This is a genomic window from Roseovarius sp. MBR-79 (genome assembly GCF_053628555.1).
In genome coordinates this window covers 99,024-113,523 of the sequence record NZ_JBRJGP010000003.1, presented here as the reverse complement: position 1 = coordinate 113,523, position 14,500 = coordinate 99,024, and the positions used below count along the sequence as shown (strand labels likewise).

Below are 14,500 nucleotides of genomic sequence, written 5' to 3'. Positions count from 1 at the left end.
GTGCCGACCATAAACGAAAGGAACAACGATGCTGCGGAATGACCAACTCGATCAATGGGATCGCGAAAACTTCTTCCACCCCTCGACGCATCTGGCGCAATTCGCGCGCGGCGAGGCCCCAAACCGCGTGATCCGCACCGCAAGCGGCTGTCATATCGAGGACCGTGACGGCAACCGGCTGCTTGATGCCTTTGCCGGACTTTACTGTGTCAACGTGGGCTACGGGCGGCAAGAGATTGCCGAGGCGATTGCCGCGCAGGCGCGCGAGCTGGCCTATTATCATTCCTATGTGGGCCACGGCACCGAGGCGTCGATCACTTTGGCGAAGATGATCATGGACCGCGCGCCCGCGCATATGTCGAAGGTGTATTTCGGTCTGTCGGGCTCGGACGCGAACGAGACCAACATCAAGCTGATCTGGTATTACAACAACATCCTCGGCCGCCCCGAGAAGAAGAAGATCATCTCGCGCTGGCGCGGCTATCACGGCTCGGGGCTGATGACCGGCTCGCTGACTGGCCTGCACCTCTTTCACCAGAAATTCGATCTGCCGCTTGCGCAGGTGATCCACACGACGGCCCCCTATTACTATCGCCGCGACATCCTCGAGCAGTCCGAGGCGCAGTTCGTGGCCCATTGCGCGGCAGAGCTTGAGGCGTTGATCGAGCGGGAAGGGGCCGACACCATCGCCGCCTTCATCGGCGAGCCGGTGTTGGGAACGGGGGGCATCGTGCCGCCGCCCGCAGGCTATTGGGCCGCCATTCAGGAGGTGCTGGAGAAGCACGACATCCTGCTTGTCGCGGATGAGGTGGTGACCGGCTTTGGTCGCTTGGGGACGATGTTCGGGTCGGATCATTACGGCCTCAAGCCCGACCTCATCACCATCGCCAAGGGGCTGACCTCGGCCTATGCGCCGCTCTCGGGTTCCATCGTCAGCGACAGGATGTGGGCCGTGCTGGAGCAGGGCACGGACGAGAACGGCCCCATCGGCCACGGCTGGACCTATTCGGCGCATCCCATCGGGGCGGCGGCGGGGGTGGCCAACCTCAAGCTGCTCGATGATCTGAACCTCATCGCCAACAACCGCGAGGTGGGCGGCTATCTCAACCGCACGATGGCCGAGGCGCTCGGGCATCACCCGAACGTGGGCGAGGTGCGTGGCGAGGGGATGCTCTGCGCGGTGGAATTCGTCAAGGACCGTGACAGCCGCACCTTCTTTGACGCCGCCGACAAGGTCGGGCCGCAGATCGCGGCAGCCCTTGCCGAGAGTCACGTCATCGGGCGGGCCATGCCACAGGGCGACATCCTCGGGTTCGCGCCACCGTTTTGCCTCACGCGCGAGGAGGCCGATGAGGTGGTGACCAAAACGGTGCGCGCGGTCGAGAAAGTGCTGCGATAGCGCTCGGCCCTTGCATGGCGTGGGACGTTCTTGCGCAGATGCCGGATTTGTGACCGATTCTTCGATTGTCATGCGTCGCTCGGCCTGAAAGCGGCAAATCCTGCTTGCGCGACCATGCTAATGACGATTTACTTTGATGTGAACGTGGGCAAACCACGCGCGAATAAAACAGGGAGTGGCCGGTGGCCTCAACATCCGCAAGGGATGCGTTCGTTGAATTCGAACGCGTGCAAAAAAGCTACGACGGCGAAACGCTTGTCGTGAAGGATCTCAACCTCAGCATCCCCAAGGGCGAGTTTCTGACCATGCTCGGGCCGTCGGGATCGGGCAAGACCACCTGCCTGATGATGCTGGCCGGCTTCGAGACCGCGACCCATGGCGATATCCGTCTGGACGGGCGGCCCATCAACCACATCCCGCCACACAAGCGCGGGATCGGGATGGTGTTCCAGAACTACGCGCTGTTTCCGCACATGACGATTGCCGAGAACCTGAGCTTTCCGCTCGAGGTGCGCGGCATGGGCAAGTCCGAGCGCGAGGGCAAGATCCGGCGCGCGCTCGACATGGTGGAAATGGGGGCCTTTGGCAACCGGCGTCCGGCGCAGCTATCGGGCGGGCAGCAGCAGCGCGTGGCGCTCGCGCGCGCGCTGGTGTTCGAGCCGGAATTGGTGCTGATGGACGAGCCGCTTGGCGCGCTCGACAAGCAGTTGCGCGAAAAGATGCAGTTCGAGATCACGCACCTCGCGCATAACCTCGGGATCACGACGGTCTACGTGACCCATGACCAGACCGAGGCGCTGACCATGTCGGACCGGGTTGCCGTTTTCAACGATGGCAAGATCCAGCAGATCGCGCCGCCCGACGAGCTTTACGAGAGTCCGCAGAACAGTTTCGTCGCGCAGTTCATCGGCGAGAACAACACGCTTGAGGGCACCGTCAAGGAGATCAAGGGCGGTGTGGCGCTGGTCGAGCTTGACAATGGGGATCTGATCGACGCCAAACCCGTCAATGTCGAGCGGCCGGGCGACCGCACGCTGATTTCCATCCGCCCCGAGCGGGTGGAGTTCAACCGCGAGCGGCTCAAGGCGGGCGTGCATACGCTCAAGGCCGAGGTGCTCGAATTCATCTACATGGGCGATATCTTTCGCACCCGGCTCAAGGTGGCGGGGCGCGACGATTTCATCATCAAGACCCGCAATGCCCCCGATCAACGCCGCCTGCAACCGGGCGAGGAGATCGAGATCGGCTGGTTGCCGGAGGATTGCCGCGCGCTCGATCTGCCGGCGCGCTAGACCAGATACCCCGTGCGCGGACTGTGGGCGGGGCAAACACGGCCGGGGCGCAAAAGGCGACCCGTGCCTGATAAACTCAGGGAGTAACCATGAAAAAGACACTTATCCTTACCACCGCCCTGACCGGGATGGCCTTCGCCGCCTCGGCGCAGGAAGTCACGGTCATGTCCTGGGGCGGGGCCTATACCAAAAGCCAGGTGGAAGCCTATCACAAGCCCTTTACCGCCGAGACCGGCATCAAGGTCAATTCGGTCGATGCCGACAACCCGGCAACGCCGATCAAGGCGCAGGTCGAGGCAGGCAACATCACCGTGGACGTGGCCGATATCGAACTGGCCGATGCCGTGCGCCTCTGTGACGAGGGCCTGCTGGAGGTGATCGACCATTCGGCCCTGCCGGCCGCGCCCGACGGCACGCCCGCGACCGAGGATTTCCTTCCCGCCGGGATGGTCTCGGATTGCGCCGTTCCGTCGATCGTGTGGTCGACCGTTGTGGCCTACAACACCAACAACGTGAGCGGCACGCCCACCACCCTCGCCGATTTCTTCGACACCGCGACGTTCCCCGGCAAGCGCGGCGCGCGCAAGGATCCCACCGCCCTTCTGGAAATGGCGCTCATTGCCGATGGCGTTTCCGCCGATCAGGTCTATGACATGCTCGGGACCGACGCGGGCGTTGACCGCGCCTTTGCCAAGCTCGACACGATCAAGTCCGACATCGTCTGGTGGGAAGCGGGCGCGCAGCCGCCGCAGCTTCTGGCCGATGGCGAAGTGGTGATGACCACCGCCTATAACGGACGGATCTTCAACGCGCAGGTGACCGAGAATCAGCCGTTCGGCATCATCTGGGACGGTCAGATCCTTGATTTCGACCTCTTCGTGATCCCCAAGGGCGCGCCCAACAAGGAAGAGGCGCTGAAGTTCATCAGCTTTGCCACCGACACGCAACGTCTGGCGGATCAGGCAGCCTGGATCAGCTACGGTCCGGCGCGCAAATCCTCGGCGCCCTTCGTCGGCATGTTCAACGATGGCAAGACCGAGATGGGCCCGCATATGCCGACCGCGCCCGAGAACCTCAAGACCGCGCTGGCCAATGACTTCGAGTTCTGGGCCGACCGCAAGGTTGAGTTGACCGAGCGTTTCAACGCCTGGCTGCTTCAGTAACCGTGACACGCGCCGGGGCGGGGCCGTGCCCGCGCCCCGGCGACATTCGACACGAAGGACCGCACCGACATGGCCGACACCGCCGCCGATATGCAAACCGAGATCGCAGGCGCCTTGCGGACACCGGATGGCCGGCCGCTCAAGCAGGCGCTTGCGCAGGCAGAGCGGCGTGCGCGTATCCGGGCCTTTCTTCTGGTGCTGCCCCTCCTGGCCTTCGTGTTGCTGACCTTCATCATTCCCATCGGGCAGATGCTGTCGCGGTCGGTGCTGAACGACACGTTCAGCGCCAACATGCCCGCGCTCACCCAATGGTTTTCGGAAAATCCGGATGCAGAGCCGGACGAGTCGGCCTTCGAGGCGCTCGTGACCGACCTGCGTGCCGCAAAGGAGGCGCGCACGCAGGGTGCCGTCGGCACCCGGATCAATTACGAGGTGCCGGGCACGCGCTCGCTTTTCACTTCGACGGCGCGGCGCGTTGACGGGCTTGAGCCACCCTTCCGCGAGTCGGTGCTTGACGTGGACAATGGGTGGGAGCGGCGCGATCTCTGGGCGGCGATGCGTTCCGCGGCGAGGCCCGTCACGCTGAATTTCTATCAGGCGGCGGTGGATCGCAAGATCACGCCGGAGGGCGAGTTTGCCCGCGCCGATGAGCAAAACCGCATCTATGTGACGCTCTTCACCCGCACGTTCGTGCTGTCGATCGTGATCACCGGGCTGTGCCTCATCCTCGGGTTTCCGGTGGCGCATCTGCTTGCGGTGTTGCCGATGCGCAAGGCGAGCCTGCTGCTCATACTCGTGCTGCTGCCGTTCTGGACCTCGTTGCTGGTGCGCACGACAAGCTGGATGGTCCTGTTGCAGGGGCAGGGGGTCATCAACAACACGCTGGTGGGGCTTGGGATACTGGGCGATGATAACCGGCTTGCGATGATGTATAACCAGACCGGCACGATCATCGCCATGACGCATATCCTGCTGCCATTCATGATCCTGCCGCTCTATTCGGTGATGAAGACCATCCCGCCGAGCTATGCCCGCGCCGCGCGCAGTCTGGGGGCCACAAGCTGGACCACCTTCCGCCGCATCTATGTTCCGCAGACCGTGCCGGGGATCGGTGCGGGGGCGATCCTCGTCTTTATCCTCGCGGTCGGATATTACATCACGCCCGCGCTGGTGGGCGGGGCCACCGGCACACTGATTTCCAACCAGATCGCCTTTCACATGCTGAGTTCGCTCAACTGGTCGCTGGCGGCGGCGCTGGCGGCGATGCTGCTGGCGGCGGTGCTGGTGCTCTATTGGGTGTATGACCGTATCGTCGGTATCGACAACATGAAACTGGGATAGGACCGATGGCGCTTCCGATCTACGCATCCCCGCTCGAACGGCTCTGGCATTACGTCTATCTGGTGCTCTGCGGGCTGATCTTCTTTTTCCTGATCGCGCCGATCCTCGTGATCATTCCGCTCAGCTTCAACGCCGAGCCGTATTTCACCTTTACCCAGAAAATGCTGACCTTCGATTCCGAGGGCTATTCGACGCGCTGGTATGAGAACCTTTTGACTTTCGGGATGCTGGAGCCTGGGGCGGCCCGCGACAATAGTTGGTGGTCGGACGTCTGGCAGAACGCGGCCTGGGTCAAGGCGGCCAAGAATTCGGTCATCATCGGGTTTTTCTCGACGATCCTGGCCACCTCGCTTGGCACGTTGGCGGCGCTTGGCCTGTCGCGGCCCGAGATGCCCTATCAAAAGGCGATCATGGCGATCCTGATCTCGCCGATGATCGTGCCGATCATCATCACGGCGACGGGACTGTTCTTCTTCTATTCGGCGACGGGTCTGGCCAACAGTTATCTGGGCGTTGTTCTGGCCCATGCGACGCTTGGTATTCCCTTCGTGATCATCACGGTGACGGCGACGCTTGCAGGCTTTGACCGCTCGCTCTTGCGGGCCTCCGCCAATCTCGGGGCAGGGCCGGTGCGCACCTTCTTCAAGGTGCAATTGCCGCTGATCACGCCGGGGGTGGTGTCAGGCGCGCTCTTCGCCTTTGTCACCTCATTCGACGAGGTGGTGGTCGTGCTCTTCATCGGCAGCCATGAGCAACAGACCATCCCGCGCCAGATGTGGAACGGTATCCGCGAACAGATCAGCCCGTCGATCCTTGCCGTGGCGACGCTTCTGGTGATCATTTCCATCGCGCTGCTGACCACGGTCGAACTCTTGCGCCGCCGCTCCGAGCGGCTGCGGGGGATGAGCCCGACCTGACGTGAGGTCGCGCTTGGCCGGTCGCTCTGCCGCGCCCTAGACTGGCGCAAGAGCGGGAAGGGCCGGGCATGTTCGATTACATCATTGTCGGGGCAGGGTCGGCAGGTTGCGTGATGGCCGCGCGGCTGAGCGAGGATCCGGGCGTCAGCGTCTGTCTGATCGAGGCGGGGGGCGGCGGGCGCGACATCTTCATTCGTGCGCCGGGGCTGGTTGCGGCGATGGTCTCGGGGCGGCCCCGGATCAACAACTGGGCGTTTCACACCGTGCCCCAACCCGGCCTTGGCGGTCGGCGCGGCTATCAGCCGCGCGGCCGCGCGCTTGGCGGATCGAGCGCGATCAACGCCATGCTCTATGTGCGCGGCCACCCGAGTGATTACGACGAATGGGCCGATCTGGGCTGCGACGGCTGGGACTGGCAGAGCGTGCTGCCATGGTTCCGCCGCGCCGAGGGCAATGCGCGCTTTGGCGACGATCTGCACGCGCAGAACGGCCCGCTCAAGGTCTGCGATCAGAGCGCGCCGCGCGCGATCTCTGCGGCCTTCGTGGAGGCCTGCGCGCATCTGCAAGTCCCGCGCAATCCCGATTTCAACGGTGCGCGGCAGGAGGGGGCGGGGTTCTATCAGGTCACGCAGTTTTCAGACGGTGCACAGAAGGGTGAGCGCTGTTCGGCGGCGGCGGCCTATCTCTTTCCGGCGATGGCGCGCCCGAACCTGACGGTGATCACCCGCGCGCAGGCCGAGCGGCTGCTGATCGAGGAGGGGCGTGCGGTGGGGCTGCGCTATCGCAGGCTGGGGCGGCTGCATGAGATGCGCGCGCGACGCGAGGTGATCCTTTCGGCGGGGGCCTTCGGCTCGCCGCAGTTGCTCATGCTGTCGGGCATCGGCCCGGCGGAGGAGCTCAAGGCGCATGGCATCGCGGTTCTGCGCGACCTGCCCGGCGTGGGGGCGAACCTTCAGGATCATCTCGACTATATCCTCGCCGAGACATCGCGCCGCGACGATGTGGTCAGCCTCGGGCCGAAGGGGCTGTGGCAGATCACAAGGGACGCGCTGAAATGGCGGCGCACCGGCACCGGCCCTTTTGCCACCCCCTATGCCGAGGCGGGGGCCTTCCTGCGTTCGGAACCCGGTCTCGCGCGGCCGGATCTGCAACTGCATTTCGTCATCGGCATTGTCGAGAACCACATGCGCACGCTGCATTTCCGACCCGGCTATTCCTGTCATGTCTGCGTGTTGCGGCCCCACAGCCGCGGGCGCGTGGGGCTTGTGTCGGCGCGGGCGGGCGATGCGCCGCTGATTGATCCCGGTTTCTTGAACGATCCGCGCGACCTCAGGCTGATGATGCGGGGGGCGCGCGCGATGGATGCGATCCTGCGCGCTCCGCCGCTGGCCCCGTGGCGCAAGGCGCGGCTGCATGATCACGACTGGAGCGATGGCGCGCTCGAACGCGATATCCGGGCGCGTGCGGACACGATCTATCACCCGGTCGGCACCTGCGCCATGGGCCGCAGCGAGATGGCGGTGGTGGACATGCAGGGCCGTGTGCATGGGGTGGAGGGCCTGCGCGTGGTCGATGCCTCGATCATGCCGCGCCTTGTCGGCGGCAATACCAATGCGCCCACGATCATGATTGCCGAAAAGATCGCGGGCGCAATGACCGGGCGCGGTCCGGATGGTCAGGCGCGGTAACGTGCCAGGAACATATCGGCGGCGCCATGGGTGACACGGGCGATCGCGGCCTCGTCGGGATCGGGGCACAGGCCGCAGAGGGCGCGCACGAAAAGATCGCCCTTGCAGAGTTCGATGAACTGATCGGCGGCTAGGTCCATATCGTCGATCCGCAGCGCGCCGCGCTCGACATAGGCCGTCAGGAGATAGGTAAGCCGGTCCCGCGCAAGCGCCGGCCCTGACGCGTAGAAGCGCCGCCCCAACTCGGGAAAGCGATGCGATTCCGCGATGCAGATGCGAAAGACCTGCCGGCCGAAATCAGACAGGTAAAACCGCAGGATACGGTTCGCAACTTCGCGCAAGAGCGTCTCGACCGGCTGGGTCAGGTCGAAGGCGTCGAGCGCTTCATCGGCCTGCCGGTTGCATTCCAGCCGCGCCACTTCGGAAAACAGCAGCCGCTTGTCGGGGAAATAGCTGTAGAGCGTCGCCTTGGATACCTGCGCCTCTCGCGCGATCTCGTCCACGCTCGCGCCCTCGAACCCGTCGCGCATGAATACGCGCCGCGCCCCGTCGAGCACCTGGTCGAACTTGCGCCCCTTTTTGATTTCTGCGGCCTGCGCCGTCATGCACCACTCCCCCTGAGCGGTCAGTGTAGTCGGCCCGGGGGGAGGGGTGCAAGCCTGCGCGTGAGCGCCAGACGGTCGCGCGCCCGCTACTTCAAGGGGTTGGCGGTGCCTTGCGTGACCGGCTGTGGGGCCGGGTCCGGGAAGCTGATGGTCGGGGTGATGGTGCTTGCGTCGATACTGAACGCCAGCGCGGGGGTGGCGGCCAGCGCGACCGAGAGGACAAGGGCGGTGAGGGTCTGTTTCATGGTCATCTCCATAAGTGAACCGTTCGGTTTACGTTATATCGGGGCTGGTCCGTCTCGCGTCAAGCCGATTCTGAACAATTCAGTTCACTTTGAGTCAAAGGTTGGCTTTGCCATCGTGATGGCCGCGCGATAGACTGATTTAGAATGATTCCAGAGAGGGCGCCCCATGATCCCCGGTATCTCGTCACGACGACGGTTCAGCGACCTGAGCGAGCAGGAAATCCTGGCACTTGCGATCTCGTCCGAGGAGGATGACGCGCGCATCTACCGCTCCTATGCCGAGATGCTGCGCGCCGACTATCCCGACACGGCCGCGATTTTCGATGGTATGGCCAAGGAAGAGGACGGCCATCGCCAACGGTTGATCGAGTTGCACCGCGCCCGCTTCGGCGAGGTGATCCCGCTGATCCGGCGCGAGCATGTGGCCGGGTTCTATGCGCGGCGGCCTGTGTGGTTGGTGGAAAATCTCGGGATCGACCGCATACGCGCCGAGGCCGAGGGCATGGAGCGCGATGCAGAGACATTTTACCTCAAGGCCGCGAAGGTCAGCACCGACGCGGCAACGCGCAAATTGCTGGGCGATCTGGCCGCGGCCGAAGCCGGCCATCAGGCGCGCGCGGGTGAGTTGAAAGAGGCGCATCTGAGCGAGGATGCGCTTGAAACGGAAGAGCGAAAATCTCACCGCCAGTTTGTCCTGACCTGGGTGCAGCCCGGCCTTGCGGGGTTGATGGACGGCTCTGTCTCGACTCTGGCCCCGATCTTTGCCACAGCCTTCGCCACGCAGGACACCTGGACCACGTTCCTTGTCGGGCTTGCAGCAAGTGTGGGCGCGGGCATCTCGATGGGGTTCACCGAGGCGGCGAGCGACGATGGTGAGTTGTCGGGGCGAGGCAGCCCGGTCAAGCGCGGATTTGCCTCGGGCATCATGACCACGGTGGGCGGTTTGGGTCATGCTCTGCCCTATCTGATCCCCGATTTCTGGACCGCGACGACCATCGCGTTCATCGTCGTTTTCATAGAGCTGTGGGCCATCGTCTGGATTCAGAACCGGTTCATGGATACGCCGTTCTTTCGTGCGACCTTTCAGGTGGTTCTGGGTGGCGCGCTGGTGTTCGCGGCCGGGGTGCTGATCGGCAGCGGGTAGGCGCAGCGGCGGCTCAGAACTCGGCCCAGATCAGGCGTCCCAGGTCATCCAGCCGTTCGGGCGAGCAGAAGAGCGAGATCGTCATCGTCGCCGTCCAGTCGCGCCCGCCCATCTGCACAAGCGTGCCATCGGCCAGTTCGTCGCGGATCGAGAATTCCGGCAGCCAGGCCATCCCTGCCCCGGCCAGAGCGCGCCGTTTGAGCGCCTCGGCCAGCGCATCCATGTAGCGCAGGTCGAGCGCGGGGCGGCGGTTGCCGATGGTCTGATCGACGACCGTGCCCAGAAACGTGTTGGGATCGTAGCCGAGATAGGGCACCTCTCGCCCCGCCCGCGCGGGCAGCGCCCAGCCATGCCGCGCCGCGGCCGCGTGCTGTGCCACCGGGATCAGGCGTTCCTCGCAGATGTCCTTGCGCTGAAACCGGGTTTCATCAAGGATCGGGGCCACATCCTGATGCCGGTAATAGAGCAGGAATTCGCACCCCCCCTCGCTCAGCAATTGGCAACAGGCGGTCAGGCTGTCGGATATGACGCGTGTGCGCAGGTCGGGATACTGCCGCTCCAGTTCCGCCATGCGCGGTTGCAGGAAATTTACCGAGATCGCGTGGAGCGCGGCAAAGCGCTGAAAGCTTGCGTTGCCGCGCGCGCGCTCGCGGATCGCCTGCCGCGTGTCGGTGAGGTCCGCCACCGTCTGTTGCGCCACCGGCAGGAACTGCCGCCCTGCCTCGGACAATTCCACCGGATAGCGCGCCCGGTCGATGAGCGGCACGCCGATCCAGTTCTCCAGCGAGCGAATGCGACGGCTGAAGGCCGATTGGGTGATGTTGCGCTCTTCCGCCGCGCGGGTGAAGTTGAGCGTGCGCCCCAGACACACGAAATCGCGCAGCCAGTTGATGTCCATATCCACCCCCTCGCACTCAGCCTGCGCCAGCCCACCGCATCATGCAAGATCGGAATAGTTTGATGACATGTTTGAATTGGCCGACTCGCGCGGCTCTGTCCTAGCCTTTACGCTAGGTAAATACCAAAGGACGAGGACCGCACGAACGGCCCCGCACATCCCCCAACAAGGAGAGAGAGATGCAAACTTCGCTCAAGACACTGATTGCCACCACCGCGCTCGGGATGACCGTGGCCCTGCCCGCCATCGCCGAAACCACCATCCGCCTGTCCACCTATGTCAACGAATCCGATATCCGCTATGACGGTTTCGTGCATTTCGCCAAGCTGGTCGAGGAAAAGACCGGTGGCAGCGTCGAGGTGCAGATCTTCCCCTCCGCCACGTTGCACGGCTGGTCCGAGGGCGTGGACGCGGTGCAGGGCGGTGTCTCTGACATGAGCTGGATGCCCGCCGATCAGCGTCTGCCCTGCTACCGGGTGACCTCACTCTATCCGGCGGCGATTGATCTGGAAAACCAGATCGAACTTGACGCCGCCTATGCCGATCTGGTCCGCGACGAGGCCGCTGCGATCAACCTCGTGCCGGTGTTCAACTCGAATTATTCCTACGATCAGGAATGGTGGTTCAAGGGCGGGATTGCCGATCTGGGCGATCTTCAGGGCAAGCAGGTCCGCTCCATCGGCCCGCTCGTGAGCCTGATGATCGAGACATGGGGCGGCGCGCCGGTCTTTGTTGCCCCGAAGGAGGTGTTCCAATCCGCCGAGCGCGGCGTGGTCGACGGCATCAACATGGGTGTGGCCACCTATTCCAGCTGGAAGCTGTGGGACGTGATGCCCTACATGGTCAATGCCAACCTCTTTTACGGCAACATCCAATACATGATGAACAAGTCGAAATTCGACAGCATGACCGCCGATGAGCAGGCCGCCGTGATGGAAGCCGCCCGCGAGACAGAGGAATGGCTCAAGCCGCTTTATGAGGATTGGGTCGATCAGCGCGTCGGCAACGCGGTGATGAAGGGCGGCGGGGCCGCCGTTTCGATCCCGAAGGACAAGCGCATGGAACTGATTGCCAGCGTGCAGGGCAAGTGGGACGAGACCGTGAACGAGGCTTGCGGCCCCGAGCTGGCGGGCAAGGTCCGTGCCCTTTTCGCGCAGCACGCGCCCTGATCTGACAGGTGCCACCGTCCCGGACGGTGGCACCCCGTTTCCGACAAAGGGAGATGTGCCATGCAACCCGGTCTTGACCGTTTGATCGGCCATGTGGAACGCGCCGTCGTGTGGCTCGCGGCGGCAGGGGCCGTGGTGGTGCTCGTGCAGATGGTGTGGATCACCTACGGCGTTTTTACCCGCTACGCGCTCAACGCACCCGACCGCATGGTGACAGAGGCGACGGCGCTCTTGCTCTTTCCGGTGGCCTTTGCGGGCCTGGCCTATGCGATGCGCGAGGATGCCTATCCCAAGGTCACCATGCTGACCGACACGTTGCCGCCGATGGGGCGCAAGGTGGCGGCGGTGGTCAATCTCTGCGTGATGCTGGGGGTGGGCCTCTTCTTTTCGCTCGCCGCCGTAAGCGCGACGATCCGCTCATTCAACTCGGGTGCCTCGTCGGAAATCCTGCTCTGGCCGCGCTATGCGTTCTGGGCACCAGGCGCGCTCGCGCTGCTGCTCTTCTCTCTTTACGCAACGTTGCGGCTGATCAAGCTTATCCGCACCCCGGCACGGGAGGTCTGAGCGATGGAATGGTATGAAGTGGGCCTCGGCCTTCTCGGCCTCTTGATGTTCCTCATCGCCATCGGGTTGCCGATCCCCTTTGCGCTGGCCGCCGCATCCTTGCCGTTTCTGTGGCAGATCCAGACCTTTGACACCTCCATCGTCTCGGCGGAATTGAAGCTCTGGGGCGTGTGGATCGACTATATCCTGCTCGCCGTGCCGCTTTTCGTGTTCTTGGGCGAGTTGATCGGCAAATCCAATATCGGCCCCAATCTCTACCAGTTCCTGCATCAGGGCGTGCGCGTGCGCGGCTCTGCGGCTTACGGCTCCATCGGGGCCTGCGCGGGGTTCGGCGCGGTCTGTGGCTCGTCCATGGTGGGGGCGCTCACCATCGGCGGCGTGGCCCTGCCCGAGATGCTGCGGCTGGGCTATGGCAAGCGGCTGTCGTCGGGCGTGCTGGCCGCAGGGGGCACATTGAGCGTGCTCTTGCCGCCCTCGCTGATCCTCTTGTTCTACGGCATCGTCACCGATCAGAGCATTGGTGATCTCTTCATCGCGGGCGTCATTCCCGGCCTCATCCTCGTCACCTCCTTCGCCATCGTGGTGCTGGTCTGGGGCATCCTGAAACCCGAGGACATTCCCGACCGCGAGTCGGCGGTGAAAATGGGGATCATCCAGATCGCCGCCACCATTGCGCCCATTGGCCTGATTGGTCTGGTCATTACCGTCGCCATCTACGCGGGCATCGCCACGCCCACAGAGGCCGCCGCCGTGGCGGCGCTTCTGACCGTGATCCTCGCCTTTGGCGTGGGCGGCCTGACATGGCAGGGGTTCAAGGACTCGCTCTTTGCCACCATGCGCACCATGGGCTATCTCGGTCTGCTTCTCTCGGCGGGGGTGCTTTTCGGCTTCGTGCTGACCTATTACCGCGTGCCGCAGCAGTTCACCGAGTTGTTCCTCAGCTTCGATCTGTCGCCCTATGTGGTGCTCATGATTGTGCTTGTCTTCTACATCGTGTTGGGGATGTTCCTCGAGCCGGTGTCGATGACCTTCATCACGCTGCCGACGATCTTTCCGCTGATGGCCGCCGCCGGGTTCGATCTCATCTGGTTCGGCGTGGTCTACACGATCACCATGGAAATCGCGGTGCTGACACCGCCTGTGGGGCTCAATCTCTATGTCATCCAAGGCATCGGGCGCGGTCAGGTCAGCATCGGCGACGTGATCATGGGCTGCCTGCCCTTCATCGGCGCGCTTGTCCTTCTGATCGTCATTCTCATCCTCTTCCCGGAGACGGCGCTGTGGCTGCCCGAACAGATGCGCTGATCTCGCGCGCGGGCCTGCATTACCGGCGCAAGGGGCGGGGCGCGCCGCTGGTGTTGGTGCATGGTTACTTAGGTGGCGCGGCGCAGTGGCAGGCGGAAATCGACCGTTTTGCCGACCGGTTCGACGTGATCGCGCCGGATCTGCCGGGCTTTGCCGGCTCCGCTTCGCTGCCGCCTGCCGACCGCATCGCGCAGTTCGCGGCGGCGGTGGTGGGCCTTCTCGATGAGTTGGGCGTTGGTCGCATCACCCTCCTGGGGCACTCCATGGGGGGCATGATCGTGCAGGAACTGGCCGCCACCCATCCTGACCGCATTGCGCGGCTGATCCTTTACGGCACCGGACCGCTTGGCCTGATGCCCGACAGGTTCGAGCCGCTGGAAACCTCGCGCGAGCGGGTCCGGTGCGATGGCGTGGCGCAGACCATCCGCCGCATCGGCGCGACATGGTTCCGAAATGGTGTTGCGGCGCGGGGCTTCGAGATCGTCGCCGAACTCGGCGCGCAGGCGAGCGAGGGCGCCGCCCTTGCCGGGCTTGACGCCATGGGCCATTGGGATGGGCGCGGTGCGCTTGCCCGTCTGACAATGCCGACGCTTGTGCTCTGGGGGGATGGCGACCGCTCCTATCGCTGGCCGCAGGTCGAGGCGCTCTGGCAGGGGCTGCCCGATGCCTGCCTCGCCGTGATGCCGCGCACGGCCCATGCCGCGCATCTGGAGAAGCCCGCCCTGTTTCACGCGCTGATCGAGGATTTCGTGGCAGCGTGACGGGACGGC

Annotated in this window: 14 protein-coding genes; 11 read left to right on the top strand and 3 right to left on the bottom strand. The window is 64.0% G+C overall.

Annotation, left to right across the window (positions count from 1 at the left end; translation table 11 throughout):
- Positions 1-28 precede the first annotated feature (28 nt).
- The 6 genes from ACSSV8_RS04030 (at position 29) to ACSSV8_RS04005 (ending at position 7,800) form a co-directional block, all read left to right on the top strand.
- Positions 29-1,399: an aminotransferase gene (locus ACSSV8_RS04030; protein WP_454281588.1), complete on the top strand. Its 1,371-nt coding sequence runs from the start codon at positions 29-31 to the stop codon at positions 1,397-1,399.
- Positions 1,400-1,581: 182 nt separating this feature from the next.
- Positions 1,582-2,691: an ABC transporter ATP-binding protein gene (locus ACSSV8_RS04025; protein ID WP_354538982.1), complete on the top strand. Its 1,110-nt coding sequence runs from the start codon at positions 1,582-1,584 to the stop codon at positions 2,689-2,691.
- 89 nt (positions 2,692-2,780) lie between these two features.
- The gene (locus ACSSV8_RS04020) at positions 2,781-3,854 is read left to right on the top strand and encodes an ABC transporter substrate-binding protein (protein ID WP_454281587.1); all 1,074 of its coding nucleotides are present in this window, start codon (positions 2,781-2,783) and stop codon (positions 3,852-3,854) included.
- A 69-nt stretch (positions 3,855-3,923) separates the two neighbouring features.
- The gene (locus ACSSV8_RS04015) at positions 3,924-5,195 is read left to right on the top strand and encodes an ABC transporter permease (protein ID WP_454281586.1); all 1,272 of its coding nucleotides are present in this window, start codon (positions 3,924-3,926) and stop codon (positions 5,193-5,195) included.
- Between the two features lie 5 nt (positions 5,196-5,200).
- Positions 5,201-6,112 (top strand): ABC transporter permease, encoded by a 912-nt coding sequence (locus ACSSV8_RS04010; protein WP_354538979.1) that lies wholly within the window; start codon positions 5,201-5,203, stop codon positions 6,110-6,112.
- Positions 6,113-6,180: 68 nt separating this feature from the next.
- Positions 6,181-7,800, top strand: coding sequence for a GMC family oxidoreductase (locus ACSSV8_RS04005; protein ID WP_454281585.1), 1,620 nt, complete (start codon positions 6,181-6,183; stop codon positions 7,798-7,800).
- Here ACSSV8_RS04005 and ACSSV8_RS04000 read toward each other — a convergent pair.
- Together ACSSV8_RS04000 and ACSSV8_RS03995 are read right to left on the bottom strand one after the other, a co-directional pair.
- On the bottom strand, positions 7,788-8,405 hold the full coding sequence (locus ACSSV8_RS04000; RefSeq protein ID WP_454281584.1) for a TetR/AcrR family transcriptional regulator: 618 nt from the start codon (positions 8,403-8,405) through the stop codon (positions 7,788-7,790). The genes ACSSV8_RS04005 and ACSSV8_RS04000 overlap by 13 nt on opposite strands.
- A gap of 86 nt (positions 8,406-8,491) precedes the next feature.
- Entirely contained in the window at positions 8,492-8,650 is a 159-nt protein-coding gene (locus ACSSV8_RS03995) for a hypothetical protein (RefSeq protein WP_354540276.1), read from the bottom strand.
- A 166-nt stretch (positions 8,651-8,816) separates the two neighbouring features.
- Here ACSSV8_RS03995 and mbfA point away from each other — a divergent pair, with 166 nt between their 5' ends.
- Complete coding sequence (gene mbfA / locus ACSSV8_RS03990; protein WP_454281583.1) at positions 8,817-9,794, top strand: iron exporter MbfA; 978 nt, start codon at positions 8,817-8,819, stop codon at positions 9,792-9,794.
- Positions 9,795-9,807: 13 nt separating this feature from the next.
- Here mbfA and ACSSV8_RS03985 read toward each other — a convergent pair whose 3' ends face one another.
- Entirely contained in the window at positions 9,808-10,692 is an 885-nt protein-coding gene (locus ACSSV8_RS03985) for a LysR family transcriptional regulator (protein ID WP_454281582.1), read from the bottom strand.
- A 179-nt stretch (positions 10,693-10,871) separates the two neighbouring features.
- On the opposite strand from ACSSV8_RS03985, the gene dctP reads away from it, so the two are divergent.
- Genes dctP through ACSSV8_RS03965 form a run of 4 tightly spaced genes read left to right on the top strand, consistent with a single transcriptional unit; the run spans position 10,872 to position 14,491 of the window.
- The gene (dctP, locus tag ACSSV8_RS03980; protein WP_354540279.1) at positions 10,872-11,861 is read left to right on the top strand and encodes a TRAP transporter substrate-binding protein DctP; all 990 of its coding nucleotides are present in this window, start codon (positions 10,872-10,874) and stop codon (positions 11,859-11,861) included.
- 60 nt (positions 11,862-11,921) lie between these two features.
- Complete coding sequence (locus tag ACSSV8_RS03975) at positions 11,922-12,425, top strand: TRAP transporter small permease (protein WP_354540280.1); 504 nt, start codon at positions 11,922-11,924, stop codon at positions 12,423-12,425.
- 3 nt (positions 12,426-12,428) lie between these two features.
- A complete protein-coding gene (locus ACSSV8_RS03970; RefSeq protein ID WP_354540281.1) occupies positions 12,429-13,730 on the top strand; it encodes a TRAP transporter large permease in 1,302 nt (433 codons plus the stop codon).
- Positions 13,706-14,491: an alpha/beta fold hydrolase gene (locus ACSSV8_RS03965; protein ID WP_354540282.1), complete on the top strand. Its 786-nt coding sequence runs from the start codon at positions 13,706-13,708 to the stop codon at positions 14,489-14,491. Before ACSSV8_RS03970 ends, ACSSV8_RS03965 begins: the two co-directional genes overlap by 25 nt.
- Positions 14,492-14,500 lie beyond the last annotated feature (9 nt).